Genomic DNA, 26,401 nt, shown 5'->3' with positions numbered 1-26,401 from the left:
GCCATGTCCGCCGTCCAATCGTTGATCGCCGCCCATCGCCAGGGCGCCCCCGTCGGGCTGTACAGCGTCTGCTGCAGCAACGCGCAGGTGTTGCTGGCGGCGATGCAGGTGGCGCAGCGTTACGACACCCTGCTGCTGATCGAGGCGACCTCCAACCAGGTCGATCAGTTCGGCGGCTATACCGGTATGACCCCACCGCAGTACCGCGACTACGTGCTGCGGCTGGCGCGCGATGCGGGCTTCCCGGCCGAGCGGCTGGTGCTCGGCGGCGACCACCTCGGTCCGAATGCCTGGCAGAAAGGCCCCGCAGCGGCCGCAATGGCCAACGCCCGCGAGCTGATCGCCGCCTATGTGGCCGCCGGTTTCCACAAGATCCACCTGGACTGCAGCATGTCCTGCGCCGATGACCCCACGCCGTTGCCGGACGCCATCGTCGCGGCGCGCTCGGCCGAACTGGCGCGGATTGCCGAGCGCACCGCTGCCGAGCACGGGCTGCCGCCGCCGGTCTACGTGATCGGCACCGAAGTGCCGATTCCCGGCGGTGAGGCCTCGCTGGCCGGTGGCCTGCAGGTGACGACGCCGGCGGCCGCGGCCACCACCCTGGCCATCCACCGCGAAGCATTTTCCGCCCCGGACCTGCTGCCCGCCTGGGAGCGCGTGATCGCGATGGTGGTGCAGCCCGGCGTGGATTTCGACCACAGCAGCGTGCACTACTACGACCCTGCCGCCGCCGCGGACCTGTCGGCCTTCGTCGAACAGCAGCCGCGCATCGTGTTCGAAGCACACTCCACCGATTACCAGACCGAAGCTGGCCTGCACGCGTTGGTCCGCGATCACTTCGCGATCCTGAAAGTCGGCCCGGCGGCAACCTATGCCTTCCGCGAAGCGGTGTTCGCCCTGGCGATGATCGAGCGCGAGCTGCTGCCGGCCACGCAGCACTCGCAGCTGATCGAGGTGCTGGACCGCTGCATGGTCGACAAACCCGGCAGCTGGCGCAGCTACTACCAGGGCGACGAACACGAACTGCGCCTGCTGCGCGCGTACTCGCTCAGCGACCGCAGCCGCTATTACTGGGGCGAGCCGGCGGTGCAGGCCGCGCTGGATACGCTCATCGCCAATCTCACCGCGCACGCGCCGCCGCAGATGCTGCTCAGCCAGTTCATGCCCGAACAGCTCAAGGCGATCGAAGCCGGCGAGCTGCAGCCCGAGCCGCTGGCGCTGATCCAGCACAAGGTCGCGCTGCGCTTGGCCGAGTATGCCCGGGCCTGCAATCGCAACCTCTCAAGCCCGAATAACGAAACCCGGCAGGCCAAGGAGCTTTCGGAACGGTAAGCTTCGGCTTTCCCTTTCGAACGGAATCGCCCCCATGCGAAACACCCGGCAGCGCCGCCAGCAGATCCTCCAGACCCTGGTCGAGCACGGCAACGTGCAGGTCAGCGAGCTGGTGGAGCGCTTTGCGGTGTCGGCAGTGACGATCCGCGCCGACCTGACCCACATCGAGTCGCAGGGGCTGGCCACGCGCACCCACGGGGGCGCCACGCTGGTGCGCACGCCGCCGCAGGAACAGGACATCCACGAGAAGGATGCGCTGAACCTGCCGATGAAGGACCGCATCGGTATCGAGGCGGCCAAGCTGGTCAAGGCCGGCGACAACATCATCATCGATTCCGGCTCGACCACGATGACCCTGGCGCGGCACCTGCGCGGGCATCGCGATGTCACGGTGATGACCAACGGGCTCAACATCGCCTGGGAGCTGGCCAATGCGCCCGGCGTGGAGCTGCTGCTCACCGGCGGGCTGCTGCGCAAGCAGTCGCTGTCGCTGCATGGCAGCCAGGCCGAGGCCAGCCTCAACACCTACAGCTTCGACACGTTGTTCCTCGGCGTGGACGGCCTGGACCTGCAGTTCGGCCTGACCACCCACCACGAGGCCGAAGCCAGCCTCAACCACCGCATGGTCGAGCGCGCGCGCCGCATCGTGGTGCTGACCGATGCCTCCAAGTTCGGCCGGGTCAGCCTGCACCGCATCGCGCGGCTGGACCAGGTCCATACCATCATCACCGACGCCAGCATCGAGCCCGAGTACCTGGAAGGGCTGCAGCGGCTGGGCGTCGAAGTGATCATCGCCGAGTCCCCGCCTTGACCGAGTCCCGCTCCCTGCACGGCCGCCTGCTCACCGACACCGGTTGGGTCCGCGGCGATCTCCATTTCGACCAGCGCATCACTGCCATCGATGCCGCGCACGCCGACCCGCGCGACGATGCGGAGGTGCCGCTGATCCTGCCCGGCTTCATCGACCTGCATGTGCATGGCGGGGCCGGGGTGGACATCATGCAGGGCGGCACGACCGCGCAGACGGTGGCCCGCGCGCACGCCCGGCATGGCACCACCGCGCTGCTGGGCACCACCATGACCGCGCAGGAAGACGACATCACGCGCGCGCTTGAAGGCCTGTCCGCTGCGATCGCCACGCGCGAACCCGGCATGGCGCGCGTGCTCGGCGTCCACCTGGAAGGCCCCTTCATCAGCGCGCAGCGCCTGGGCGCGCAGCCACCATTGGTGGTCGAGGCCACCCTGGCCGACGTTAAGCGCCTGCACGCGATCGCCCCGATCAAGGTGCTGACCCTCGCCCCGGAAATCGGCCAGCACCTCGCGCTGATTCCTGCCCTGAGCACGCTCGGCATCCGCGTGCAGCTCGGTCACAGCGCCGGCAGCTATGAAGACGGCGTGGCCGCATTGAACGCCGGTGCGGCCGGCTTCACCCATCTCTTCAACGGCATGACCGGCGTGGACCACTACCACCCGGGCATCGCCACCGCCGCACTCGCGCATGCGCAGTACGCCGAACTCATTCCCGATCTGCAGCACGTGCATCCCGGCGCGATCCGCACCGCGCTGCGCGCGATCCCGCGCCTGTACTGCGTCACTGATGCGACCGCCGCTACCGGCATGCCCGATGGCGAGTACGCGCTCGGCGTGCAGCGCGTGCACAAGTGCCTGGGCTGCGTGCGGCTGTCGAGCGGCTCGCTGGCCGGCAGCGCGCTGACCATGGACCAGGCGCTGCGCAATCTCGTCTCGCTCGGCCTGGACATCGCCGATGCCTCCAACCGGCTGTCGCGCTACCCGGCCGACTACCTCGGCATCGACGACCGCGGCCGTATCGCGACCGGTGCCTGGGCGGACCTGGTGGTGCTCGACCACGACCTGCGCGTGCGCGGCGTGGTGGTGGAAGGCGACGACATCGCGCTCGACTGAGCGTGGACTCCCGCGCCGCCATGGCGCACGCAGCAGCAGACAGGACCGGCACGATGAACGACGTTTCCGCAGCCATGCCCGTGCACGCCGGCGCTTCCGCGCCACGCTGGCCGGTACGCTATCTGTTGTTCATCGGTGGCATGGGCGGGCTGCTCTACGGCATCGACATCGGCATCATCGCCGGCGCCCTGCCCTATCTGGAGGCCACCGCCACCGCGAGCTGGCACCTGACCAGCCAGCAGCTGGGTTTCGTGGTCGCCGCGGTGCTGCTGGGCAGTGTGCTGTCCTCGCTGTTCGCCGGGATGGTCGCCGACCTGATCGGCCGCCGTGGCGCGATGCTGCTGGCCGGCGTGCTGTTCACCGCGAGCATTCCGGTGATGGCATTGTCCGATGGCTATGGCGCGCTGTTGATGGGGCGCCTGCTGCAGGGCATCAGTGGCGGCCTGATCGGTGTCGTCGTGCCGCTCTACCTGGCCGAAGTGCTCAGCCCGGAACGACGTGGGCGTGGCGCGGCAATGTTCCAGTTGCTGCTGACCATCGGCCTGGTGCTGGCGGCCGTGATCGGGCTGTACCACGCGCATGCAGTGGATGCGGCCACCGCCGCGGTGCGCCATCTGCCCGGCGCCGAGCAGCAGCGCCTGCTGTTCGACGTCAAGGATCACGCCTGGCGCACCATTTTCTGGAGCTGCCTGCTGCCTGGGCTGGTGTTCACCGGGGGCGTGCTGCTGATCAGTGAATCCCCCCGCTGGCTCGTGCGCCGTGGCCGCATCGACAAGGCGCGCCGTGCCCTGCAGCGTACCGTCGCCGCGGACGAGGTGGAGCCGACCCTGCAGCGCATGCAGGCCCCGGAAGAGATGCAGACCGGCCGCAACGGCAAGCGCGACCCGCTGCTCAGCCGCCGCTACGTGTGGCCGTTCGTGCTGGCCTGCCTGGTGCTGGCCTTCACCCAGGCCACCGGCATCAATTCGGTGCTGGCCTACGCGGTCAACATCCTCAACCAGGCCGGCCTGCCTGGCTCGGTGGCCAATGGCGCCGATGTGGCGATCAAGCTGCTCAATGCCGTGATGACGGTGGTCGCGCTGCTGCTGGTGGACCGCAAAGGCCGCAAGTTCCTGCTGATGCTGGGCAGTGGCGGCATCACGCTGTCGCTGCTGGCTGCGGCGCTGCTGTTCGTGCAGAGCGAACGCGGGCGGCTGGATGTGCAGGCCGCGCTGCAGCAGCAGGTGAGCGGCACCACCTTGTCGCTGCCACTGGATGCCGCGCAATGGCAGCGCCTGGACGGCAACGCCGGCACCGCGCCCCAGCAGCTGACCGTGTCCTACGCCTACGGCGGCTTCAGCAACGTGCGCTCACTGCGCAGCGACAACCCGATCGACGCCACGCTGCAGATCCGCCGCGAAGATGCGGTCTCCGCCGACAGCGTGATCGGCCGCTTCTTCCGCACGCTGCATCTCAACCCGTTCCCGGACCCGGCGCAGGCCGCGAACGCGCCGCTGGTGATCGAACGTGCGGTGATCGGCCCGGTGCCCTCGCCCACCCACGGCTGGCTGGTCGCCGGCTGCATCCTGCTGTTCGTGGCGTTCTTCGCGGTGGGCCCGGGCGTGTGCGTGTGGCTCGCGCTGTCCGAGCTGATGCCCACCCGCATCCGCTCCAACGGCATGAGCATCGCGCTGTTGATCAACCAGTTCGTTTCCACCGTGATCGCCGCGATCTTCCTGCCCACGGTCGGCCACCACGGCTACGCCAGCATGTTCTTCTTCTGGGCCGGTTGTACGCTGCTGTACTTCCTCATCGCTGCATTCTGGCTGCCGGAGACCAAGGGCAAATCGCTGGAGCAGATCGAGGCGAATTTCCGCTGAGCGCCTCCGCGGATCGCGAGGGGCTCAGGGCGCCTTGCCGGTGATCTCGGTATACAGCCGGTGGGCTTCCTCGTTGCTGTCCAGTCCGCTCACCTGCATGGACTGCGCGAAGGGGCCGGCGATGACGGCGACATTGAGGACCTGATCGCCAACGGTAAACGCCACACGCTTGGCGACGCGCGCTTCCGTCGCGGCGAGGATGCGCGGCGCCGCGGCATCCGTGAAGCGCAGGATCAGCGTCCCGTGTCCGGTGGTCCCGTCGCTGCCCACGGCCACCGAGGCGATGTCGGCCGTGGTGATGAAGGCCGGCTCGATCAGGGGCAGCACGTTGCCGTCGCGGTCCTTGAGCGTGGTGACGCCGGGGTGGCGGGCATCCTCGGCCACCTCACGCATCTGGATGCGTGCGTTCGCCAGCGGTGCGACGCCCGCCGGTGTCTCGTTCGCCGCCGGCGCAGGAGGTGCCTGGGTGCAGGCGCTCAGTCCGGCACCCAGCATCATGGTGGCGATCAGCAGACAGCTGCGCATGCGGGTTTCTCCTTGTGTGGGGGCACGAGTATCGCCGCTGCGCGTGCTCAGCGCAGGCGGCGGATGCGCCAGGCCACCACGATCTGCAGTACGCCATAGAGCAGGCTGCCGATCCCTATCCACAGCGTGGTGACGGCAATCCCCGCCATCGGGTTGGCCACCATCACCGCACCGAGCACGATGGCCAGCACGCCGCTGACGATCAGCAGCCACTCGCCCTGGATTTCCTTGCGCACCCGGACCGCGAACACGATGCGGTAGAGGCCGGCGACGATCAGCCAGGCCGCCAGCAGCAGGATCAGCACGCTGGCCGTGGCCAGTGGGTTGAGCACGGCCAGCACGCCGAACACCAGCGAGGCCAGCGCATAGACCAGCAGCCAGCCGCGCGGCACGCCACTGCGGCCGAACAGCGCGAACAGGCTGATCAGGCCTTCCACGAGGGCCATCACGCCAATCGCCCAGGCCAGCGCGGTGGCGGCCGACAGGGGCCGCGTGATCGCGATCAGCCCGAAGACCACGGCAACCACGCCGTACAGCATCAGCACCCACCAGCTGCGGCCGATGACAGTGAGAAGGGGTGAAGTGCGCGAATCCGGCGGCAGGTTCATGTGACGTCCTTGCGGGGATGATGACGGGCCGATGGTACGACCCCGCGCCGTGCAGGGCGCGGCAACGGGGGTCACGGCACCCGCGCACAGACCCAGACCTGCATCGGCCCGGCGCCGGCATACTGCAGCGCGCGCAACGCGGCATCGGTGGTCGCCCCGGTGGTCATCACATCATCGACGATGGTCAGCCCGGCGGGCGGATGCCCACGCACGGCGAACGCATCGCGCAGGTTGCTGCGCCGGGCGTCCGCATCCAGCGTCGATTGCGCGGCGGTCTGGCGGGTGCGCTGCAGCCCGTTCCAGAGCGGGCAGCACAGCCCGCGTGCCAGTGGCTTGCTCAGTTCCAGCGCCTGGTTGTAACCCCGCTGGCGCAAGCGGCGGCGGTGCAGTGGCATCGGTTGCAGCGGCCCGGCCAGAAACGACGGCACGCGCTGCAGCATGAGCTGCGAGAGCAACCGTCCCGCGGCCAGATCCTGGTGGAATTTGAACCGGATGAGCAGCCTGTCGATCGGCGGCGCGTACAGGAACGCGGCACTGGCCGCCGCCTGGCGGGGACAGTCGTCCACACATCGCTCGCAGTGATCGCCGTCGGCGTCCCCGGGGTCGTCCACCGCCAGCGGCAGGGCGCAACGCCGGCAGGCACGGTCGTTCCACGGCAGCGCCCGATGGCAGGCGCGGCACAGGTCCATGCCGTCCTCGCCGGGACAATCGCAGACCAGGCAGCGCAACGGCAGGATCTGCCAGCCCAGCCAGCCCAGCGCACCGTAAACTTTAGATAAGATCATATGGTTGACAGATGGTGACAGCCTCACCAGACTGCCGCCCTTTCGTTCCACTATCTGTCAGGACACTCCCATGGCTTCTGTCATCCGCCACGACTGGCACCGCGAAGAGGTACTGGCCCTGTTCGCGCTGCCCTTCCCGGTCCTGCTGCATCGCGCGGCCAGCGTGCACCGCGAGCAGTTCGACCCGGCGGACGTCCAGATCTCGACCCTGCTCTCGGTCAAGACCGGCGGCTGCCCGGAAGACTGCGCGTACTGCCCGCAGGCGCAGCGCTACAGCACCGGCGTGGACGCACAGAAGCTGATGGCCACCGACGAGGTGGTCGCCAAGGCGCGCCAGGCCAAGGCGGCCGGCGCTTCGCGGTTCTGCATGGGCGCGGCGTGGCGCTCGCCCAAGGACCGCGACATCCCCAAGGTGGCGGCGATGATCCGCGAGGTGAAGGCGCTCGGCCTGGAGACCTGCGCCACGCTGGGCATGCTCAGCGGCGAGCAGGCCACCGCGCTGCGTGAGGCCGGGCTGGATTACTACAACCACAACCTGGACACCGCGCCGGATTATTACGATTCGATCATCCACACGCGCCAGTACCAGGACCGTCTGGACACGCTGGCGCATGTCCGCGATGCCGGGCTGAAGACCTGCTGCGGCGGCATCGTCGGCATGGGCGAGACGCGCGAGCATCGCGCCGGCCTGCTGCTGGCGCTGGCCACCCTGCCCGCCCACCCGGATTCGGTGCCGATCAACCGCCTGGTGCAGGTGGCCGGTACCCCGCTGCACGGCACTGCCGCGCTGGACCCGTTCGAGTTCGTGCGGATGATCGCAGTGGCGCGCATCATCATGCCTCGCTCGATGGTGCGGCTCTCGGCCGGGCGCGAGGCGATGAGCGATGAGCTGCAGGCGCTGTGCTTCCTGGCCGGAGCCAACTCCATCTTCCATGGCGAAAAGCTGCTGACCACCGGCAACCCGGACACCGAACGCGACCTGTCCCTGTTCGAACGGCTGGGGCTGCGCCCGATGGCGGTCACGGTGGATGCCACCGGGCACGACCACCCGGGTACGGTCCATGCCGACATCACCGCCGGCGGCAGCTGCGGGCAGGCGGCCTGAGCCCCGAGCAGCGGGCCCGGCAACCGGGTACGCTAACGGCCCACCCGGACCCCCTGACGACCATGGCCCGTCCTGACCTGCACGACCGCATCCAGGCCCAGCGCAAGCTCCGCGACGCGCTGGGGCGCCTGCGGGTGCGCCGCGTGGTGAGCCGGCGCGATGGCGTGCAGCTGGAAGTGGATGGCCACTGCCTGACCAACTTCTGCAGCAATGACTACCTGGGTCTGTCCCAGCAGTTCGGCGTGGTCAGCGCACTGCAGGATGCCGCCGCGCGCGAAGGCGCCGGCGCGACCGCCTCGCACCTGATCTGCGGCCACCACGCGCTGCATGACGCGCTCGAACGGGAGATGGCCGACTGGCTCGGCTATCCGCGGGCCCTGCTGTTCGGCAGTGGCTTCGCCGCCAATCTCGCCGTGCAACAGGCACTGCTCAGCGAGGAGGACGATGTCTGCGTGCAGGACCGGCTCAACCACGCCAGTCTGCTTGATGCCTCGCGCCTGGCCGGTTGCCGCCTGCGCCGCTACCCGCATCTGGATACCGAAGGCGCACTGCGCCAGCTCAAGCACGCGCCGAGCGGCGCGGCGATGCTGGCCACCGACGGCGTCTTCAGCATGGACGGCGACATGGCGCCGCTGCGGTCGTTGTCGCTGGTGGCGCGCATGCAGGAAGCGCTGCTGTACGTCGATGACGCGCATGGCATCGGCGTGGTCGGTGAACACGGCCGCGGCTGCGTGGCCGAGGCCGGCCTGGGCGTCAACGATGTGCCGCTGCAGCTGGCGACACTCGGCAAGGCACTGGGCGGCAGTGGTGCGGTCGTGCTCGGCGATGAGGCGATGATCCAGCACCTGGCCGAAACGGCACGCCCCTACATCTACACCACCGCCGTGCCGCCGGCCCAGGCCGCCGCCGCATTGGCCGCGGTGAAGCTGGCGCGCCGCGATGACTGGCGCCGCGAGAAGCTCGCCGAACTGATCGGCCTTTTCCGCACCGGCGCCCGCCAGCACGGTCTGGAACTGATGCCATCCGATACCCCGATTCAACCCCTGCTGTGCGGCGCCGAGTCCACCGTGATGGCGATGTCGGCCGCGCTGGAAGCAGCCGGTTTCCTGGTCAGCGCGATCCGCCCGCCGACCGTCCCCGAGGGCAAGGCGCGCCTGCGCGTGACCTTGTCCGCGCTGCATGCGCCGGCACAGGTCCACGCGCTGGTCGATGCGATCGCCCATGCACGCGACACTGCGGTCCAGCAGCACGCACTGAATGCCCTGACCGCGTGATGCCGCAGCGTTGAGCATGCATATCGAGGTCATCGGCCAGGGCCCGGCACTGGTCCTCATCCACGGCTGGGCCCTGCATGGCGGTGTGTTCGCGCCGCTGGTGGAGCGCCTGTCCGCGCACGTCCAGCTGCACCTGGTGGATCTGCCCGGCCACGGCGCCAGCCGTGACGACACCACGCCGCTGCGCCTGCCCTACGTGGTCAATGCCATCGCCGCCGCCACGCCACCGGCGGTCTGGTGCGGCTGGTCGCTCGGTGGCCTGTTCGCCCTGCATGCCGCCGCGACGCTGCCGCAGGTACGCGGCCTGGCGATGATCGCGGCCACGCCGCGTTTCGTGCGCGGCGATGACTGGCCGCACGCGGTGGAGCCGGCGGTGTTCGAGCAGTTCGGCCAGGATCTCGCGCAGGACTACCGCGGCACGCTGGAGCGCTTCCTGGCGCTGGATGCGATGGGCTCGGAGCACGCGCGGCAGGAACTGCGCACGCTGCGCGAAATGCTGGTCGCCCGCGGTGAACCGGCCCCGCGCGCATTGCAGGAAGGCCTGCGCCTGCTGGAGAACACCGACCTACGCGGCGCCCTGGCCACCTTGGGCAAACCGAGCCTGTGGCTGGCCGGCCAGCGCGACCGCCTGGTCTCGGCGCGGGCCATGCAGGCCGCCGCGGCACGGGTGCCGGGCGCGCAGGCCCACGTGGTCGCCCAGGGCGGGCACGCGCCGTTCCTGGGCCATACCGACGAGGTCGCCACGCAGCTGCAACACTTCGTTGCCGCACTGTCTTGACCTGTTCCGGCCACGCATCGCCGATCATGTACGCCTGCCTTTCCCCACAGGACTGACCCATGGATCTTGGAATCGCCGGCCGCTGGGCCCTGGTCTGCGCCGCCAGCAAAGGCCTCGGGCTGGGCTGCGCGCGCGCACTGGCACGCGAAGGCGTCAACGTGGTCATCGCCGCGCGCGGTGAAGCGGCCCTGGACCGCGCCGTGCTCGAGCTGCAGGCCCTGCCGGGTGCGCGCCGGGTGATCGGGGTCGTCGCCGACATCGCCACCACCCAAGGCCGCGACGCTGCGTTGGCCGCCTGTCCGCAGGTCGACATCCTGGTCAACAACGCGGGTGGCCCGCCGGCGGGCGATTTCCGCCAGTTCAGCCGCGAAGACTGGATCGCCGCGCTGGATGCCAACATGCTGGCCCCGATCGAGCTGATCCGCGCCACCGTGGACGGCATGATCGAGCGCGGCTTCGGCCGCGTGGTCAACATCACCTCCTCGTCGGTGAAGGCCCCGATCGACATCCTCGGGCTCTCCAACGGCGCACGCGCAGGACTGACCGGGTTCGTGGCCGGACTGGCCCGCAAAACCGTCGCGCACAATGTCACCCTCAACAATCTGCTGCCGGGCCAGTTCGATACCGACCGCCTGCGCGGCAACTTCGCCTACCTGGCGCAGCAGCAGGGCATCGACGCCGGCCAGCTGGCCGAACGCAAACGCACCCACATTCCCGCGGGCCGTTTCGGCACCGCTGACGAGTTCGGCGCCGCCTGCGCGTTCCTGTGCAGCGCGCAGGCCGGCTACATCACCGGGCAGAACCTGCTGATCGATGGCGGCGCCTACCCGGGCACCTTCTGATTCCACCCGCACCACTGTTTTGAGCCGTGAGTACCCCATGACGTCCAGCTTCGATCCGCATCACGTCCGCCGCGCCTTCTCGCGCGCCGCCAGCAGTTACGACGCCGCCGCCGCGCTGCAGCGCGAGGTGGAGAAGCGCCTGCTTGAATCGCTGGACTACCTGGAAAGCCGCCAACCGCAGGTGGTGCTCGATGTCGGCAGCGGCACCGGCCACGCCAGCGCGCTGATGAAGAAGCGCTGGCCGAAGGCGCAGGTGATCGCGCTGGATCTGGCCCAGCCGATGCTGCGCGAAGCGAAGAAGCAGGCGGGCTGGTGGAAGCCGTTCTCGCGCGTGTGCGGCGATGCGCAGGCGTTGCCGGTGCTGGACCAGAGCGTGGATGTGATCTTCAGCAACCTGTGCCTGCAGTGGGTGGAGGATCTACCGGCAGTGTTCGCCGGGTTCCGCCGTGCGCTCAAGCCGGGCGGCCTGCTGCTGGTCTCCACGTTCGGGCCGGAGACGCTGATCGAACTGCGCGATGCGTTCGCCGCCGCCGACGAGGTGCCGCATGTCAGTCGTTTCGCCCCGATCGCGCAGTTCGGCGATGCGCTGATGATGTCCGGCTTCCGCGATCCGGTGCTGGACCGCGACCTGTTCACCCTGACCTACGACGACCTGACCGCGCTGATGCGCGAGCTGCAGGCGATCGGCGCCACCAACGCGCGCCAGGACCGCCGCCACACACTGACCGGGCGCGGGCGTTTCGATGCCGCGCGTGACGCCTACGAGCCGCTGCGGCGCGACGACGGCAAGCTGCCCAGCAGCTGGGAAGTGATCTACGCACACGCCTGGGCACCAGAAGGTGGCGCGCCGATCCGCGAGCGCGGTCACGATGTCGCCACGGTGCCGGTGTCGGCGATTCCGATCCGCCGCAGAACGCCCTGAGCCGATCGCGCTGATCGAGGTGATCGCGCCGGCCGCGGTGATCACGGTGATCCCGTAGAGCCGACCGTTGGTCGGCTGGCCGCACGGCGGCCCGGGCCAGCCGACCAACGGTCGGCGCTACGACGGGAACAGGTCGCGGTGGAAGAAATAGATTTCCTGCGCCAGGAACCGCCAGCTGGTGTGGAAGCTGCGGAAGCGCGTGCTCGGCGTGGACGAGGCCAGCGCATCGATGCCCAGTTCGCGGCACAGCCGCAGCGCGCGCGCCATGTGCAGCGGGTCGCTGACGATGATCACGCGGTGCAGCTTGCGCTGCTCCATCAAGCGCCGCGCCTCGATCAGGTTCTGCCGGGTGGTGCGTGAGGCGGTCTCGATCAGGATCGCGTCATCGGGCACGCCCTGCTTGAGCGCGTAGCGACGCGCCACCTGCGACTCGGAAAAACGCGCGCCGGTGCCGCCATAGCCACCGGTGAAGATCAGCAGCGGGGCATAGCCCTGCTGGTAGAGATCCAGCCCGTGGCGGATGCGCTCTTCGAACACCGGCGAAGGCTTGGCGTCATAGGCTGCCGCGCCGAGCACGATGATCGCGTCGGCCCTCTGCGCTTGGTCGCGCTCGCCGATCCAGACGATCCACGCCGTGACCCCGAGCAGCCACACGGCCAGCACGATGCACAGCCGCCACAGCCACCCGAACACGCCCACCCCGGTGCGTCGGCTCATACCGCGCCCCACGGCAGCGCATCCAGATCCACATTGCCCCCGGAAAGCACCACGCCCACCCGTTTGCCGGCAAAGCGTGCCGGTTCGGCGAGGATCGCCGCCAGGGCGATCGCCGAGGATGGTTCCACCACCTGCTTGAGCACCTGCCAGATCAGCCGCATCGCCGCGACAGTCGCCTCATCGGCGACGGTGATGACCTGGGCCGCGCCCTGCAGCAGCGCGAAGTTGGGCGCGCCGAGCGTCCCGCGCAGGCCATCGCAGACGGTGTGGGGGGTGAAATCGATGCGGCGCTCGCCAGCGGCCAGCGAGCGCGCGGTATCGTCCGCGCCCAGCGGCTCGGCCAGGACCAGCTCGGCCAGCGGGGCGGCGGCCTGCAGTGCCAGCCGCGTACCCGCGGCCAGGCCACCGCCGCCCACCGGCACCACCATCATCTCCAGCCCTTCGCTGGCATGCAGCAGTTCCAGCGCGGCCGTACCCTGGCCGGCAATGACGCACGGGTCGGTATAGGGATGGACCAGGGTCGCCCCGGTTTCGGCCTGGACTTGGGCGCACATGGCTTCGCGCGCGGCGATCGAGGCATCGCAGCGCCACAACGTGGCCCCGTGGCGGCCGATGTTGGCCAGTTTCGCCGCTACCGCGCCCTCGGGCACGACCACGTGACAGGCAATCCCACGGGTACGCGCGGCCAGCGCCAGGGCGGCGCCATGGTTGCCCGAGGAGTGGGTGACCACCCCGCGCCGGGCCTGCGCCTCGGTCAGCGCCCACACAGCATTGCAGGCACCGCGGAATTTGAAGGCGCCGCTGCGCTGCAGGTGTTCGGCCTTGAAGACCACGGTGGCGCCGGTCAGCGCATCCAGGGTGCGCGAGCGCAACACCGGGGTCACGCAGGCGTGCGCGGCAATGCGCGCCGCCGCCGCCAGCACGTCGTCAACACAGGGCAAGGGTGAATCGCTCATGACGCAAGATTAACGTATGCCCCCTGCCCACATCCGACTTGATGAACGTGTCAGCATGGCAACCATTCATTCGGATCGGGCCGAGTTAAGGGCTGATTCAATGCCCTGGGCCGAAGCTGGCCCTACAGCCCGTTGGGGGGACCCATCATGAAAATGCGCCTTGTTCTTGCCGGTGGCCTGTTGTTGGCCCTGTCCGGCTGCGCGACGTACGACTATGTCGGCGGTGGCGGCGGCAGCGGCTACTACCACGGCGCACCGTCGGTCGAGTATCGCTACCCGGCCGGATACCCCTATGGGTACGGCAGCGGCTACTACGGTGGCGGGTATTACGGCTATGGCGGTGGCTACGGCTATCCGGTGTATCGCCCGTATCCGAACTATCGCCCGCCGCACAATCACCGCCCACCGCCGCGCCCCGGCCATGGCAACGGCAACGGCAACCCGACCCGTCCGCCGGATCGCCCGCGGCCGAACAACGGCGGCTCGCCGTGGCGGAACATGGATTCGCTCGGTGGGCCGCGTAGGCCGCCGCAGCAGCAACGGCAGCAACAGCAGCGTCCGTCGCCGCCGCAGGCACGCCCGACCCAGGCGCCGCGTCCGTCTTCGCCGAGGATGAACGGTTCCCCGTGGCGGAATCTCAACAATGCGAACCAACGCACAGTTGAGCCCTGAGATGGCTTGATTTTCACGCGCCCGGCAGTTCACTCTAGCCGGGCGGTGACAGCCACGGTCACAAAGTGTCAAAAGCGACAAGTGGCGTCACATTCGGCTCTATGTCGATATCCGCCAGGAACATCTGGATCCCCCCTGTTCCGGCCCTGTCGGATGTCGGCACCTTAAACGCAGAAGGCCCCGCTACTGGCGGGGCCTTCTGTATTTGGGCGGCGCGTTCGCGCTGGAACCGGCAAAAAAACAGGGCCGACAGTCCCCCGACTGCCGGCCCCTCTGCTTCCCCACGATGCGCTTGGACCGGCCCCTGTTCCAATTCCGGTCCGTTGCGCACAAGGCGCATGCCATCCTGGGTGCTATTGGGTTATCTGCAGAAAACGTGCCAACTTGAGGGTGGATTTCATGGCCCCCGACGAATGGCGCTAAAATCGCCACCCGCGCCCTGCCTCCAGGGCTGATCCGGGCCGCCCGGCCCCGTCCCGAGCTCCTCCGCCATGACTGACTCCTTCTACCGCTACGACGTGATCGTCATCGGCGGCGGCCACGCCGGCACCGAAGCCGCGCTGGCGGCCGCACGCAGCGGTGCGCGCACCCTGCTGCTGACCCACAACGTCGAAACCATCGGTGCGATGAGCTGCAACCCGGCCATCGGCGGCATCGGCAAGGGCCACCTGGTCAAGGAAATCGACGCCCTGGGCGGCGCAATGGCGCATGCCGCCGATCGCGCCGGCATCCAGTGGCGCACGCTCAACGCCTCCAAGGGCCCGGCCGTGCGCGCCACCCGCTGCCAGGCCGACCGCAATCTGTACCGCATGGCGATCCGCCAGATCGTCGAGGCCCAGCCCAACCTGACCGTGTTCCAGGCGGCGGTCGATGACCTGGTCATCGAGGGCGATGCCGTGCGTGGCGCGATCACCCAGACCGGCCTGCGCTTCAGCGCGACCGCCGTGGTGCTGACCGCCGGCACCTTCCTGGCCGGCAAGATCCACGTCGGTGAGACCCAGTACGCGGCCGGTCGCATGGGTGACCCGCCGGCGACCACGCTGGCCGCGCGCCTGCGCGAGCGCCCGTTCGTGATCGACCGCCTGAAGACCGGCACGCCGCCTCGCATCGACGGCCGCTCGCTGGATTACCGCCTGATGGAAGAACAGCCCGGCGACGACCCGCGCCCGGTGATGTCCTTCCTGGGCAGCGTGGACGAGCATCCGGCGCAGGTCAGCTGCTGGATCACCCACACCAGCGAGCGCACCCACGAGATCATCCGCAACGCGCTGCACCGCTCGCCGCTGTACAGCGGCCAGATCGAAGGCATCGGCCCGCGCTACTGCCCCTCCATCGAGGACAAGGTGGTGCGCTTCGCCGAAAAAGCCAGCCACCAGATCTTCGTCGAGCCCGAAGGGCTGGACGTGGTCGAGATCTATCCCAACGGCATCTCCACCTCGCTGCCATTCGATGTGCAGCTGGAGCTGGTGCGCAGCATGCGTGGCTTCGAGAACGCGCACATCACCCGCCCCGGCTATGCGATCGAATACGACTTCTTCGACCCGCGCGGGCTGAAGAACACGCTGGAGACCAAGACCGTCAGCGGCCTGTTCTTCGCCGGCCAGATCAACGGCACCACCGGCTATGAAGAAGCCGCCGCACAGGGCCTGCTGGCCGGCCTCAACGCCGCCCGCTTCACCCGTGACGACGCCGGCTGGTGCCCGCGCCGCGACGAGGCCTATCTGGGCGTGCTGGTCGACGACCTGATCACCCACGGCACCAACGAGCCGTACCGCATGTTCACCAGCCGCGCCGAGTACCGCCTGCAGCTGCGCGAGGACAATGCCGACGTGCGCCTGACCGGCCTCGGCCGCGAACTGGGGCTGGTCGATGACCGCCGTTGGAGCGCATTCCAGACCAAGCAGGACGCGGTGGCGCAGGAGACCGCGCGGCTGCGCGCCCTGTGGGCCACGCCGGGCAATGCGCTCGGCCGCGAGGTGGAAGCCACGCTGGGAGTGGCGGTCAGCCGCGAAACCAACGTGCTGGACCTGATCAAGCGCCCGGAACTGGACTACGCCAAGCTGATGCAGGTGCCGTCGCTCGGCCCCGCCGTGGCCGACGCCAAGGTGGCCGAACAGGTCGAGATCGGCGTGAAGTACGCCGGCTACCTGGACCGCCAGCGCGACGAGATCGAACGCCAGCAGCGTCATGAAAACACCGCCATCGCCGCCGATTTCGATTACGCCAGCGTGCGCGGTCTCTCGGCCGAAGTGCAGCAGAAGCTCGAGCGCGTGCGGCCGCAGACCATCGGCCAGGCCCAGCGCATCCCCGGCATGACCCCGGCGGCAATCTCGCTGCTGCTGGTCCATCTGGAACGCGCGCGCCGCATCCGCGCCGCGTAACGCGGCATGCCCCCGGTAGAGCCGACCGTTGGTCGGCTGCACAACAACCCGGTAGAGCCGACCGTTGGTCGGCTGCACAGCCACCGCCGGGGGATTCCGGGCAGCCGACCAACGGTCGGCTCTACCGTCGATGCCGTGCGGTTGCGCCGTCGCGCAGTCGCGCGGTCGTGCGGTCGGCGGTCGCGCAGTCGCGCAGTCGCGCAGTCGATGGTCTGCGCGCCAGCGGCGGTTGGCGGGCACACCCGCGTTATCATCGGGGGCCGGGACAACGCGGCAGGCGGCGTCCCAGTCCCTGCGTTGCCGGAGTTCATGCATGTCCCCGATCCGCCCCTTCCTCGACAAACTGCCGGTGCTCGGCGAACGCGTCTACATCGATCCGGCCAGCACCATCATCGGCGATGTGGTGCTGGGCGATGACGTTTCGGTCTGGCCGGGCACGGTGATCCGCGGGGATGTGAACCACGTGCGGATCGGTGCGCGCAGCAACATCCAGGACGGCACCATCATCCACGTCAGCCACCACAGCCCGTTCAACAAGGGCGGCTACCCCACCATCATCGGTGAGGGTGTCACGGTCGGCCACGGCACCATCATCCATGCCTGCACGATCGGCGATTACTGTCTGATCGGCATGGGCGCCTGCATCCTCGATGGTGCGCAGGTGAACACGCACGGGTTCCTGGGCGCCGGCGCGGTGCTCGGCCCGGGCAAGGTGGTCGGCGAGGGCGAGCTGTGGCTGGGCAACCCCGCACGGCTGGCGCGCACGCTCAGCGACAAAGAGATCGAATCGCTGCATTACTCGGCCGATCACTACGTGCGCCTGAAGGACCAGTACCGGGGGTGATGGTGGCCGCGCCGCTGGGCATCGGGATCGGTGCGCGGTAAAGTCCTCAGCCGACCAGGAAGCAGTCGAGACCCGCATGCCCCCGCTGGCAGCCCGGAGAGGAATCCGGCATCCCCTGTGGCCTTCCCTACGGCCCACCGTGACGCGCCGCCCATGAGCGCGCCCATGCTGGATACCTACCGGGAGGTCATCACCCCCGAAGGCGTGCCCCTGCACCTGCCCGTCGCTGGTCCGTTGCCGCGTGCGCTGGCGTGGGCGATCGACTTCGTGATCCGGGTCGGCGCACTGATGATGCTGAGTATTCCGCTGGCCTTCCTCGGCGGGTTCGGCCAAGGGCTCTACCTCGGCCTGATGTTCCTGCTGATGTGGGCCTACACGATCGTCCAGGAGGCGTGCTGGGGCCGCACCCTGGGCAAGCGCGCGATGGGCCTGCGCGTGGTCGCGCGCGATGGTGGGCCGATCGGCTGGATGAGCGCGATCACCCGCAACCTGCTGCGCACCGTGGACATGCTGCCGTTCGGCTATGCGCTGGGGCTGCTGTCGAGCCTGTTCGATGCGCATGGCCGCCGCCTCGGCGATCTGGTCGCCGGCACCGTGGTGATCCATCAGGGCGCCGCGCCGCTGGGCGGCACGGTGCCGGTCGGCAGTGTGCTGGTACCACCGCAACCGCTGCAGCCGGCCGAACAGGCCGCCGTGGTCGCTTTCGCCGAGCGTGCGCCGCGGCTGTCGGCGCCACGCCAGCAGGAACTGGCCGATATCGCCGCGCCGCTCACCGGAAGCCACGGCCAGGTCGGCGTGCTGCGCCTGTATGCGATGGCCAACTGGCTGTTGGGGCGGCGATGAGGCAGGAACAGTTCGTCGCCCGCTACCAGGCCGAATGGCAGGCGCTGGAGCACTGGCTGGCCCAGCGCGGTGAGCACCCGCGGCAGGCGCGCCGGCAGCCAGCACACGAGGGCCTGGACGATGGCGACTTCCCGCAGCGTTACCGCCGCCTGTGCCAGCAGCTCGCGCTGGCGCGCCGGCGCGGTTACAGCCCGCAGCTGGTGGCGCGGCTGCAGCAGCTGATGCAGCAGGGCCATACCCTGCTGTACCGCACCCCGCGCCCGCAGTGGCAGCGCGCACTCGCCTTCCTGTTCGCCGATTTCCCGCAGCTGGTGCGCAGCCAGGCCCGCAGCATGTGGGTCGCTGCGGCGTTGTTCGTGGTGCCGCTGGTGGGCAGTTTCGCGCTGATCCTGTGGCGCCCCGAGCTGATCCACCTGCTGCTGGACAACGCGCGCATCGCCGAGTTCGAGCGCATGTACGATCCGGCCTCGCCGAACCTGGGCCGCGACAGCGGCACCAACTGGACGATGTTCGGCTACTACATCATGAACAACATCAGCATCGGCCTGCGCACGTTCGCCTTCGGGCTGATCGCCGGTGTCGGCACCGTGTTCGTGATGCTGTTCAACGGCGTCGGCATCGGATCGGTGGCCGGGCATCTGCAGCATATCGGCCACGGCGATCCGTTCTGGCGCTTCGTGGTCGGCCATGGTGCATTCGAGCTGACCGCGATCGTGATCGCCGGCGGCGCTGGGCTGCAGCTGGGCATGAAACTGCTGGCGCCCGGTCGCCGGCGGCGCATCGATGCGCTGGTCGAGGGCGGTGTGATCGGGGCCAAGCTGTGCGTGGGCGTTGCCGCGATGCTGCTGGTGGCCGCCTTCATCGAAGCGTTCTGGTCCTCGATCGCCGCGATCCCGGCGTGGGGCAAATACAGCGTGGCCGCGGTGCTGTGGACCGCGGTGTTCGTGTGGTTGTGGCGCGGCGGGCGCGGAGCGGCCGATGCAGATTGATCGGCTCAACATCGTGCTGCGCGCGCGCTCGGGCTGGGAGGCCATGGAGCTGGGGATGGCCCTGGTGCGACGGCACGCCGCGGCGATCTGGGCGCCGTGGGTGAGCGTGTCGCTGCCGGTGTTCGTGCTGCTCAACGCGCTGGCCTGGTGGACGGACAGCTTCGGCTGGGCCTGGTTGGCGATGTGGTGGCTCAAGCCATTGTTCGAACGCATCGCGTTGTACGTGATCTCGCGCGGGGTGTTCGGCGATGCCTCGACGACCACGCAGACACTGCGCGCGCAGCGCACGTGGGGCTGGCAGGGCTTCTGGGGCTACCTCGGCTGGCGGCGCCTGAGCCCGCTGCGCCCGGTGCTGCTGCCGGTGAATCTGCTCGAGGGCACGGACGCTGCGCATCGCCGCCAGCGTCGGCGTGCGATCGCCGGCGGCGCGGTCGGCCACGCGCTGCTGCTGACGCTGGTGTGCATGATCTTCGAGATCGTGCTGGTGGTCGGCGGCATCGCGGCGGTGTTCCTGTTCATCCCGGTGGACCTGTTGTCCGAGTCCTGGCGCGCGGCGTGGGAGCTGGCCAAGCAGGACATGCCGGCGTGGATGCAGCTGGGCGTGAACCTGCTGTTCTGGGCCGCTGCGACGTTGATCGGTCCGTTCTACGTCGGCGCCGGCTTCGGCCTGTACCTGGACCGGCGCACGCAGATGGAAGCGTGGGATCTGGAGATCGCCTTCCGCCGCCTGCACGCCCGGCTGCAGCAGGCCGCGCCGCTGCTGGTGCTGGCCCTGGTGCTGATCTGGCCGGGCGCGGCGCTGCACGCCCAGCAGACACCGCCGTCGTCCAACAGCAAGGGGGCGGTGGCTGCACCGGCTGCCGCGCCGTCGCTGGAGGACGGTCTGGCGCCCGCGGCCGACGCGGGGTCCGATGCGCCTGAGGATGAAGACGCCGAAGACGAGGCGCCGGACGCTCCCACCCGGACGTTCGACAATGACCCGGACAACACTGCGGTCGGCGTCTTCGGCAACGAGGCGGTGGACACCGCCGGCTTCCGTCAGGCGGTGCAGCGCGCGTATGAAGACCCGCTGCAGAGCCCGACCCGCGAGGTCACTGAGTGGAAGCGCACGGATAGCGAGGCGGCCGAAGCCGAGAAGGCAAAACGCGAGGCCGCCGCCAAGGCATCCCGGCAACGTGGCAACAAGGGCCCATTGCTGCCGGCCCAGATCGCCGAGTGGGCGCTGTGGGCCGTGGTCGGCGTCCTGGTGGTGCTGCTGCTGATCACCGCGCCGCGCTGGCTGCCGTGGCTGCGTGGCTCCGGCCAGCGCCGCCGGGCCAAGGCTGTGGCGGTCGTGGAAGAGCCGATCCGGGTACCGGACGTGGCACCGCCCGATCCCGCCGCGCGTGCGCGTGCACTGTGGCAGGAGGGCCGCCCACGGCAGGCGCTGGCGCTGTTGTATCGCGCCAGCGTGGAGTCCATGAGCGAGCGCGCGCAGATCAGCCTGCCGCCGGGCGCCACCGAAGCGCAGTGCCTGCGGGCCTCGCGACGGATGCCGGTCGAGGCCGACCGCCGCCTGTTCGAACGCATCGTGCGGGTCTGGCAGTACGCTGCGTATGCCGGCCGGCTGCCGGCCGATGATGATTTCGAAGCGCTGGCCACCACCCTGCAGCGCCAGTTCGGGTGGCGCGCATGAGCACCCGTCTGCGCTGGCTGCTGCTCGGCCTTGTGCTGCTGGTGATCGGGGTGCCGCTGGCGATCCTGTTCCTGCGCACGCACGAGCGGGTGACCCAGCTCGAGCACCTGCCGCCGCAGGGTGAAGCCAGCTACAACCCGTTGTATGTGCTCGGTCAGGCACTGCGCGCGGACGGGCTTACCGTGCAGTCGCAACCGCGCCTGGACCTGGCCCGGATGCCGTTGCAGCCGGGCGACACGCTGGTGCTGCTGCAGGACAGCGCGGAAGTGCCCGCGCCTGCCGCCACCGCGCTGATGGCCTGGGTGGCGCGTGGCGGCCATCTGATCGTGCGCACGCCACCGGTGGGCAAGGAGGCCGTGCGCAATGGTCCGCTGCTGGACGCGCTCGGCGTGGACAGCGAGGACTACGGAAACGACTGCCAGCCGTTCCACGTGCGCGATGATCCGCAGCACGTCGAGTTCTGCAACGGGCGCCGCTTCGCGGTCCAACCGCCCAAGGGCGTGGCGGTCGAGCGCCAGTGGGGCGACTCGGGCGATCTGGTGTTCGCCCGCCTGCGCCACGGCCAGGGCCGCATCGATGTGCTGGCGGACATGGCCTTCATGGACGGCAAGGGCCGGCCCAATCCGACCGTTGCGCAGAACGCTGCCAACGCCGCCATCGACGGCCTGCACGACAAGGCCCATCGCGACCTGACCCGCTACGTGCTTGCACCCAACTACGGCAAGGGCACGATGTGGCTGGTCTACGCCTCGCGCCCGCCGTCGTTGTGGAACCGCGTGTTCTACCACGGCTGGCCGGTGTGGGCGCCGTTGCTGCTGGCCCTGCTCGGCTGGCTCTGGCAGCGCGCGCAGCGCCTGGGCAGCGAACTGCCTTCGCCGCCGGCCGAACGCCGTTCCCTGCTCGAACACATCCGCGCCAGCGGCGAACACCTGCTGCGCTTCGGCAAGGCGCCGCTGCTGTACGACGCGGTCCGGCGCGCGTTCCTGGCCCGCCTGCGGCGGCGTTCGCCGAGTGCGGCCGCGCTGACCGGCGAGGCCCGGGTGCAGGCCGTCGCCACCTTGCTGCAGTGGTCGCACGAGCGCGTGCAGACCGCGTTGACCCCACCCGCTTCCCACGACGTCGCCGGCCTGCGCGACCGCATCCGCCTGCTGATCCAGATGAGAAACCTGCTATGACCGAGCCGACGCTTCCGCCGCCGCTGTCCCCTCCTGCCGTGACGCCTTCACCGTCGCCGTTGTCCGAGCGCGTCGATGCCGTGCGCGAGGCCGTGGGCCGTGCCTTCATCGGCCAGCCCGAGGTACTCGACCAGATCCTGATCGCGCTGCTGGCCGGCGGCCACGTGCTGATCGAAGGCGTCCCCGGGCTGGGCAAGACCCTGCTGGTGCGCGCCCTCGCCCAGGCCCTGGAGCTGGACTACGGCCGCGTGCAGTTCACCCCGGACCTGATGCCCAGCGATGTCAGCGGCCATGCGGTGTACGACCCGAAGACGGAGAGCTTCAAGATCCGCCGCGGCCCGGTGTTCACCAACCTGCTGCTCGCCGATGAGATCAACCGTGCGCCGGCCAAGACCCAGTCGGCCCTGCTGGAAGTGATGCAGGAAGGCCAGGTCACCATCGAAGGCAAGGCGTTCGCGCTGACCCCGCCGTTCTTGACCCTCGCCACCCAGAACCCGGTCGAGCAGGAAGGCACCTACCCGCTGCCGGAAGCGCAGCTGGACCGCTTCCTGCTCAAGGTGCTGATCGACTACCCGGCGCTGGAAGACGAGAAGCGCATGGTCGATGCGATCACCACCGGCCGCAGCGCGGCCGACTTCGATCTCTCGCAGGTGCCACGCGTGCTGAGCGGGGCCGAGGTAGTCGCGCTGCAGCAGGCCACCGCGGCGATCACGGTCGATCCGGAAGTGATCGACTACGCGGTGCGGATCGTCGCCGCCACGCGGCAGTGGCCGGGCATCGCGCTCGGTGCCGGCCCGCGCGGCAGCATCGCGCTGGTGCGTGCGGCGCGTGCGCAGGCGGTGCTGTCCGGCCGTGATTTCGTCACCCCCGATGACGTGCGCGACATCGCCAGACCGGCGCTGCGACACCGCATCGCCCTGGCACCGGAACTGCAGATCGAAGGACAAAGCGCCGACGATGCCTTGACCGCGCTGCTGGCCAAGGTGGACGCACCGCGCAAATGAGGGGGCGCGTCCTCCATCGCGAGCGACCGGCATGAGGCCGGGCCTACTGCTGCTGGCGCTGCTGGCCGGCTGGGGCCTGCTCGGCGTGCCGGTGGTACTCGGTGCCTGGCCGCACGCAGTCTGGTGGGCGATCGGCGGCGCCGTGGCGCTGATTGCGCTGGTGGACCTGCTGCGCCTGCGTGCCCAGCCCTCGCCCAGCGTGCATCGCGAACTGCCCGAGTCGCTGGCGTTGAACGTCGAGCGTGAGGCCACGCTGCGTCTGGAATCGAGCCGCCACCAGCACGTGGAGGTGTTTGATCTGGTTCCCGGTGGGTGGAGCCTGCAGGGGCTGCCGCGCAGGCTGGCCCTCAAGCCGATGGTGACCAGCAGCGTGGCGTACCGGCTGACCCCGACCGCGCGTGGCCGTTTCGTCTTCGAGGGCGTGCACCTGCGCATGCACAGCGCCTGGCGGCTGTGGCATCAACGGCGCCAGCTGTCGCCTTCGCTGGCGGTGCGCGTGTACCCGAACTTCGCCCCGCTGACGCGCTTCGCCTTGTTCAGTGCCGAACAGGCCTCGCGCCTGGTCGGTGCGCACCTCAAGCGCCGCCGCGGCGAAGGCACCGACTTCCACCAGATGCGCGAGTACCGCGTCGGCGACAGCCTGCGCCAGATCGACTGGAAGGCCACCGCACGTGCGCGCAAGCTGGTGTCGCGTGAGTACCAGGACGAGAAGAACCAGCAGCTGGTGCTGATGATCGACACCGGCCGGCGCATGATGGCCAGCGAAGGCGGCCTGTCGCACTTCGACCATGTGCTCAATGCGGCGCTGGTGGTGTCCTACCTGGCGCTGCGCCAGGGCGACGGTGTGGGCCTGTTCGCGGCCGGGGGCGAGAGCCGTTGGGTCGCGCCGAAGCGCGGCATGGGCACGATCGATACCCTGCTGCGCGCCAGCTACGACCTGCAGGCGCAGCCGGTCGCCACCGACTATCTCGCCGCCGCCACCGAGCTCTCGCTGCGCCAGCGCCGGCGGTCGCTGGTGATGCTGGTCACCAACGTGCGCGATGAGGACATCGAGGACCTGCTCGCGGCGGTACGCCTGCTGCAGCGCCAGCATCTGGTATGCGTGGCCAGCTTGCGCGAGCGCGAGCTGGATGATGCGCTGGCCCAGCCGGTGGAGACCCTGCACGACGCCACCCAGGCCGGCGCGATCGCCCGTTACCTGCAGCAGCGCAGCGATGCGCATGATGCGCTGCGCAGCCACCGGGTGATGGTGCTGGATGTCACCGCCGAAGCGCTGCCCGGCGCGCTGGTGGAGCGTTACCTGGCGGTCAAGCGCGACGGGTTGTTGTAACGCGTACCGACCAACGGTCGGTACCTACCCACCGATGCGGGCGCTGACGATCAGGCGCGCTATCGCCTTCTGCACGACCGCACGATTGCGGGCAAGCTTCATCCACCCCGGCAGGCGGGAGAACATTGAACGATGCACGCCACGGCTTTCGCGCAGTGACGCGTTGACGTAATCCAGAAGGGCCTGCAGATGCGCTGTGTTGTACGCCCATAGCAGACCGGCGCGGGTCGGCTCGACCAGGCGCAGGGGTAGGCCGAAATGCGGATCGGCCGGGTCCCCAGCGCGCAGTGGGCGTACCGTGACGCTGACCTCGCTGCTGCGCCCGCATTGCGCGCACTCCGCAGGCAACGTGCCCGGCACCCCGATGGTCGCAGATGGTCGGTTCTGGTGTACGGACAGCCATCGGTGTCCGCAGTGGCCACAGGGCCGACGCCCATCCAGGCGGACCGGGCCCACCCAGGGGTTGTCGACGCTATCCAATGCCGCGCTACAACCGGTGCAGCGGAAGCGTGCGGTCCAGCGATACGGTGCCCAGCTCGCCAGCACCCAGCCTGGCGTATCGCAGCGGTGGCAGCGTACAGCCACGCGATCGGCAAACGCCTGCAGGCTGCGGCCGTCATCGAAGTGACGGCCAGGCACAGGCGTGGTGCGCCCGCGTGAACCGGGCCGACGTTGAACAGCCATCAAAGATAGATACGCGTCGGCGCTTCGTCGATGATCGCGTGCGGTACGAAGCGGGCGCTGTCGCGGGTGATCCGGCTGTTGTCTTCGCGGATGCCCATGCCACAGGCCTGGTCGCCCACCACCCAGCTGCCGATCAGCGGATACCCGCCATCGAACGCGGTGAGCGGATGCGCCGCCTGGCGGATCGCCGGGCCGGTGTACGGGCCTTCGCTTTCCTGCCAGCTGCCATCGGCCAGGTGCATGGCCACGTTGGCGCCCTCGCGCGAGAACAGCGGCTTGCGCACCCAGCCGCGCGGCAGCTCGCTGCCGTCGTCGAACTCGGCGGCGAGCAGGTTCGGGTGGCCCCGGTGGCGCTGCCACAGCAGCGGCAGCACGCCCTTGTTGCTGAGGATCGCCTTCCAGGCCGGTTCCAGCAACTGCACGCCCGAGGCAGGCAACGCCTGGCCGAACGACTCGGTCATCAGGTCTTCCAGCGGGTACAGCTTGAACAGGCTGCCGATCACGGTGTCGTCGAGCGCGGTGAAGCGCCCGTCTTCGGACAGGCCGATATCTTCGATCGCGATCGCTTCGCCGCGCAGGCCGGCCTGGGCGGCACAGTCGCGCAGATAGGCGACCGTGCCCTGGTCTTCTTCCGACGCACCCACCGCGCTGAAATACAGCGGCGGCGGCAGCTGCGCGGCCAGTTCACCGAACCGTTCGACCAAGGCTTCATGGATCGCGTTGAACTGGTCGGCGTGCGGCGGCAACCGGTTCTGGTTGCGCTGGTCCTCCAGCCATTGCCACTGGAAGAACGAGGCTTCGAACAGCGAGGTGGGCGTGTCGTAATTGAGCTCGTACAGCTTGGCCGGGCCGCTGCCGTCGTAGGCGAAATCCAGCCGCCCATACAGGTGCGGCTCGCGGCGGCGCCAGCTGTCGGCGATCCAGTCGCGGAACTGCGGCGGGATCGCCAGCTGGTCCATCAGCTGCTGGCTGCCCACCACCTCGTCCACCAGGTCCATCGCCATGGCATGCAGCTCGGCGCTGGGATCTTCGATGTCCTGCTCGATCTGACGCAGGGTGAAGGCGTAATACGCGGTTTCATCCCAGTACGGCAGGCCATCGATGGTGTGGAAACGGAACCCCGACTCTTCGGCCCGGGCGCGCCACTGGCTGCGCTCGGCGATACGCACGCGCTGCAT

The 26,401-nt window shown here is 69.3% G+C and carries 25 protein-coding genes; 18 read left to right on the top strand and 7 right to left on the bottom strand.

Annotation, left to right across the window (positions count from 1 at the left end):
* Positions 1-3 precede the first annotated feature (3 nt).
* From POS15_RS18785 to POS15_RS18770, 4 genes are read left to right on the top strand one after another with little or no spacing between them, the layout of a single operon-like run.
* Positions 4-1,332, top strand: coding sequence for a D-tagatose-bisphosphate aldolase, class II, non-catalytic subunit (locus tag POS15_RS18785; protein WP_284128647.1), 1,329 nt, complete (start codon positions 4-6; stop codon positions 1,330-1,332).
* Positions 1,333-1,366: 34 nt separating this feature from the next.
* Positions 1,367-2,143 (top strand): DeoR family transcriptional regulator, encoded by a 777-nt coding sequence (locus POS15_RS18780; protein WP_019185238.1) that lies wholly within the window; start codon positions 1,367-1,369, stop codon positions 2,141-2,143.
* Positions 2,140-3,255, top strand: a complete 1,116-nt coding sequence (nagA, locus tag POS15_RS18775) for an N-acetylglucosamine-6-phosphate deacetylase (protein ID WP_284128646.1) — start codon at positions 2,140-2,142, stop codon at positions 3,253-3,255. The genes POS15_RS18780 and nagA overlap by 4 nt, the downstream gene beginning before the upstream one ends.
* Positions 3,256-3,308: 53 nt before the next feature.
* Complete coding sequence (locus POS15_RS18770; protein ID WP_102788647.1) at positions 3,309-5,114, top strand: MFS transporter; 1,806 nt, start codon at positions 3,309-3,311, stop codon at positions 5,112-5,114.
* Between the two features lie 24 nt (positions 5,115-5,138).
* On the opposite strand, the gene POS15_RS18765 is transcribed toward POS15_RS18770, so the two are convergent.
* The 3 genes from POS15_RS18765 to POS15_RS18755 form a co-directional block, all read right to left on the bottom strand.
* Complete coding sequence (locus POS15_RS18765) at positions 5,139-5,639, bottom strand: hypothetical protein (RefSeq protein ID WP_019185235.1); 501 nt, start codon at positions 5,637-5,639, stop codon at positions 5,139-5,141.
* Positions 5,640-5,686: 47 nt separating this feature from the next.
* A complete protein-coding gene (locus POS15_RS18760) occupies positions 5,687-6,247 on the bottom strand; it encodes an HdeD family acid-resistance protein (RefSeq protein WP_284128645.1) in 561 nt (186 codons plus the stop codon).
* A gap of 71 nt (positions 6,248-6,318) precedes the next feature.
* The gene (locus tag POS15_RS18755; RefSeq protein WP_019185233.1) at positions 6,319-7,032 is read right to left on the bottom strand and encodes a ComF family protein; all 714 of its coding nucleotides are present in this window, start codon (positions 7,030-7,032) and stop codon (positions 6,319-6,321) included.
* A gap of 70 nt (positions 7,033-7,102) precedes the next feature.
* Between POS15_RS18755 and bioB the strand changes: the two genes are divergently transcribed.
* The 5 genes from bioB to bioC all read left to right on the top strand — a co-directional run bounded on the left by bioB (position 7,103) and on the right by bioC (position 11,953).
* Positions 7,103-8,137, top strand: a complete 1,035-nt coding sequence (gene bioB, locus POS15_RS18750; RefSeq protein WP_019185232.1) for a biotin synthase BioB — start codon at positions 7,103-7,105, stop codon at positions 8,135-8,137.
* Positions 8,138-8,199: 62 nt separating this feature from the next.
* A complete protein-coding gene (bioF, locus tag POS15_RS18745) occupies positions 8,200-9,411 on the top strand; it encodes an 8-amino-7-oxononanoate synthase (RefSeq protein WP_284128644.1) in 1,212 nt (403 codons plus the stop codon).
* Between the two features lie 16 nt (positions 9,412-9,427).
* Entirely contained in the window at positions 9,428-10,189 is a 762-nt protein-coding gene (gene bioH / locus POS15_RS18740; RefSeq protein ID WP_019185230.1) for a pimeloyl-ACP methyl ester esterase BioH, read from the top strand.
* Positions 10,190-10,248: 59 nt separating this feature from the next.
* Entirely contained in the window at positions 10,249-11,031 is a 783-nt protein-coding gene (locus POS15_RS18735) for an SDR family oxidoreductase (protein WP_019185229.1), read from the top strand.
* Between the two features lie 37 nt (positions 11,032-11,068).
* Positions 11,069-11,953, top strand: a complete 885-nt coding sequence (gene bioC / locus POS15_RS18730; RefSeq protein ID WP_284128643.1) for a malonyl-ACP O-methyltransferase BioC — start codon at positions 11,069-11,071, stop codon at positions 11,951-11,953.
* A gap of 117 nt (positions 11,954-12,070) precedes the next feature.
* Here bioC and POS15_RS18725 read toward each other — a convergent pair whose 3' ends face one another.
* Both POS15_RS18725 and POS15_RS18720 read right to left on the bottom strand, forming a co-directional pair.
* The gene (locus tag POS15_RS18725; protein ID WP_284128642.1) at positions 12,071-12,682 is read right to left on the bottom strand and encodes a YdcF family protein; all 612 of its coding nucleotides are present in this window, start codon (positions 12,680-12,682) and stop codon (positions 12,071-12,073) included.
* Positions 12,667-13,626 (bottom strand): pyridoxal-phosphate dependent enzyme, encoded by a 960-nt coding sequence (locus POS15_RS18720; protein ID WP_284128641.1) that lies wholly within the window; start codon positions 13,624-13,626, stop codon positions 12,667-12,669. Before POS15_RS18720 ends, POS15_RS18725 begins: the two co-directional genes overlap by 16 nt.
* A gap of 147 nt (positions 13,627-13,773) precedes the next feature.
* Here POS15_RS18720 and POS15_RS18715 point away from each other — a divergent pair, with 147 nt between their 5' ends.
* The 9 genes from POS15_RS18715 to POS15_RS18675 all read left to right on the top strand — a co-directional run bounded on the left by POS15_RS18715 (position 13,774) and on the right by POS15_RS18675 (position 24,539).
* The gene (locus POS15_RS18715; RefSeq protein ID WP_284128640.1) at positions 13,774-14,298 is read left to right on the top strand and encodes a hypothetical protein; all 525 of its coding nucleotides are present in this window, start codon (positions 13,774-13,776) and stop codon (positions 14,296-14,298) included.
* A 491-nt stretch (positions 14,299-14,789) separates the two neighbouring features.
* Entirely contained in the window at positions 14,790-16,679 is a 1,890-nt protein-coding gene (mnmG, locus tag POS15_RS18710; protein WP_284128639.1) for a tRNA uridine-5-carboxymethylaminomethyl(34) synthesis enzyme MnmG, read from the top strand.
* A 313-nt stretch (positions 16,680-16,992) separates the two neighbouring features.
* Positions 16,993-17,523 (top strand): gamma carbonic anhydrase family protein, encoded by a 531-nt coding sequence (locus tag POS15_RS18705; protein WP_284128637.1) that lies wholly within the window; start codon positions 16,993-16,995, stop codon positions 17,521-17,523.
* A gap of 153 nt (positions 17,524-17,676) precedes the next feature.
* Positions 17,677-18,366, top strand: coding sequence for an RDD family protein (locus tag POS15_RS18700; protein WP_019185424.1), 690 nt, complete (start codon positions 17,677-17,679; stop codon positions 18,364-18,366).
* A complete protein-coding gene (locus POS15_RS18695; RefSeq protein WP_019185425.1) occupies positions 18,363-19,355 on the top strand; it encodes a stage II sporulation protein M in 993 nt (330 codons plus the stop codon). Before POS15_RS18700 ends, POS15_RS18695 begins: the two co-directional genes overlap by 4 nt.
* The gene (locus POS15_RS18690; RefSeq protein ID WP_019185426.1) at positions 19,345-21,030 is read left to right on the top strand and encodes a DUF4129 domain-containing protein; all 1,686 of its coding nucleotides are present in this window, start codon (positions 19,345-19,347) and stop codon (positions 21,028-21,030) included. The genes POS15_RS18695 and POS15_RS18690 overlap by 11 nt, the downstream gene beginning before the upstream one ends.
* Positions 21,027-22,205, top strand: coding sequence for a DUF4350 domain-containing protein (locus POS15_RS18685; RefSeq protein ID WP_046273064.1), 1,179 nt, complete (start codon positions 21,027-21,029; stop codon positions 22,203-22,205). The genes POS15_RS18690 and POS15_RS18685 overlap by 4 nt, the downstream gene beginning before the upstream one ends.
* On the top strand, positions 22,202-23,209 hold the full coding sequence (locus POS15_RS18680) for a MoxR family ATPase (RefSeq protein ID WP_026070135.1): 1,008 nt from the start codon (positions 22,202-22,204) through the stop codon (positions 23,207-23,209). The genes POS15_RS18685 and POS15_RS18680 overlap by 4 nt, the downstream gene beginning before the upstream one ends.
* A 31-nt stretch (positions 23,210-23,240) precedes the next feature.
* Entirely contained in the window at positions 23,241-24,539 is a 1,299-nt protein-coding gene (locus POS15_RS18675; RefSeq protein ID WP_284128636.1) for a DUF58 domain-containing protein, read from the top strand.
* 24 nt (positions 24,540-24,563) lie between these two features.
* Here POS15_RS18675 and POS15_RS18670 read toward each other — a convergent pair whose 3' ends face one another.
* On the bottom strand, positions 24,564-25,223 hold the full coding sequence (locus tag POS15_RS18670) for a hypothetical protein (RefSeq protein ID WP_284128635.1): 660 nt from the start codon (positions 25,221-25,223) through the stop codon (positions 24,564-24,566).
* Positions 25,223-26,401, bottom strand: a complete 1,179-nt coding sequence (locus tag POS15_RS18665) for a glutathionylspermidine synthase family protein (RefSeq protein ID WP_070472522.1) — start codon at positions 26,399-26,401, stop codon at positions 25,223-25,225. Before POS15_RS18665 ends, POS15_RS18670 begins: the two co-directional genes overlap by 1 nt.

This window comes from Stenotrophomonas sp. BIO128-Bstrain, assembly GCF_030128875.1.
Classification (GTDB): domain Bacteria; phylum Pseudomonadota; class Gammaproteobacteria; order Xanthomonadales; family Xanthomonadaceae; genus Stenotrophomonas; species Stenotrophomonas bentonitica_A.
The sequence above is the reverse complement of the archived record's forward strand: the minus strand, read 5'-3'. Positions and strand labels throughout refer to the sequence as shown.

Coding starts and splice junctions, on each gene's coding strand:
- POS15_RS18735 (WP_019185229.1), top strand. CDS start 10,249: ATGGATCTTGGAATCGCCGGCCGCTGGGCCCTGGTCTGCGCCGCCAGC.
- POS15_RS18780 (WP_019185238.1), top strand. CDS start 1,367: ATGCGAAACACCCGGCAGCGCCGCCAGCAGATCCTCCAGACCCTGGTC.
- POS15_RS18695 (WP_019185425.1), top strand. CDS start 18,363: ATGAGGCAGGAACAGTTCGTCGCCCGCTACCAGGCCGAATGGCAGGCG.
- POS15_RS18720 (WP_284128641.1), bottom strand. CDS start 13,626: ATGAGCGATTCACCCTTGCCCTGTGTTGACGACGTGCTGGCGGCGGCG.
- bioB (WP_019185232.1), top strand. CDS start 7,103: ATGGCTTCTGTCATCCGCCACGACTGGCACCGCGAAGAGGTACTGGCC.
- POS15_RS18755 (WP_019185233.1), bottom strand. CDS start 7,032: ATGATCTTATCTAAAGTTTACGGTGCGCTGGGCTGGCTGGGCTGGCAG.
- POS15_RS18765 (WP_019185235.1), bottom strand. CDS start 5,639: ATGCGCAGCTGTCTGCTGATCGCCACCATGATGCTGGGTGCCGGACTG.
- mnmG (WP_284128639.1), top strand. CDS start 14,790: ATGACTGACTCCTTCTACCGCTACGACGTGATCGTCATCGGCGGCGGC.
- POS15_RS18785 (WP_284128647.1), top strand. CDS start 4: ATGTCCGCCGTCCAATCGTTGATCGCCGCCCATCGCCAGGGCGCCCCC.
- POS15_RS18675 (WP_284128636.1), top strand. CDS start 23,241: ATGAGGCCGGGCCTACTGCTGCTGGCGCTGCTGGCCGGCTGGGGCCTG.
- bioF (WP_284128644.1), top strand. CDS start 8,200: ATGGCCCGTCCTGACCTGCACGACCGCATCCAGGCCCAGCGCAAGCTC.
- bioC (WP_284128643.1), top strand. CDS start 11,069: ATGACGTCCAGCTTCGATCCGCATCACGTCCGCCGCGCCTTCTCGCGC.
- POS15_RS18760 (WP_284128645.1), bottom strand. CDS start 6,247: ATGAACCTGCCGCCGGATTCGCGCACTTCACCCCTTCTCACTGTCATC.
- POS15_RS18705 (WP_284128637.1), top strand. CDS start 16,993: ATGTCCCCGATCCGCCCCTTCCTCGACAAACTGCCGGTGCTCGGCGAA.
- POS15_RS18665 (WP_070472522.1), bottom strand. CDS start 26,401: ATGCAGCGCGTGCGTATCGCCGAGCGCAGCCAGTGGCGCGCCCGGGCC.
- POS15_RS18700 (WP_019185424.1), top strand. CDS start 17,677: ATGAGCGCGCCCATGCTGGATACCTACCGGGAGGTCATCACCCCCGAA.
- POS15_RS18670 (WP_284128635.1), bottom strand. CDS start 25,223: ATGGCTGTTCAACGTCGGCCCGGTTCACGCGGGCGCACCACGCCTGTG.
- POS15_RS18690 (WP_019185426.1), top strand. CDS start 19,345: ATGCAGATTGATCGGCTCAACATCGTGCTGCGCGCGCGCTCGGGCTGG.
- POS15_RS18680 (WP_026070135.1), top strand. CDS start 22,202: ATGACCGAGCCGACGCTTCCGCCGCCGCTGTCCCCTCCTGCCGTGACG.
- POS15_RS18715 (WP_284128640.1), top strand. CDS start 13,774: ATGAAAATGCGCCTTGTTCTTGCCGGTGGCCTGTTGTTGGCCCTGTCC.
- bioH (WP_019185230.1), top strand. CDS start 9,428: ATGCATATCGAGGTCATCGGCCAGGGCCCGGCACTGGTCCTCATCCAC.
- POS15_RS18685 (WP_046273064.1), top strand. CDS start 21,027: ATGAGCACCCGTCTGCGCTGGCTGCTGCTCGGCCTTGTGCTGCTGGTG.
- POS15_RS18770 (WP_102788647.1), top strand. CDS start 3,309: ATGAACGACGTTTCCGCAGCCATGCCCGTGCACGCCGGCGCTTCCGCG.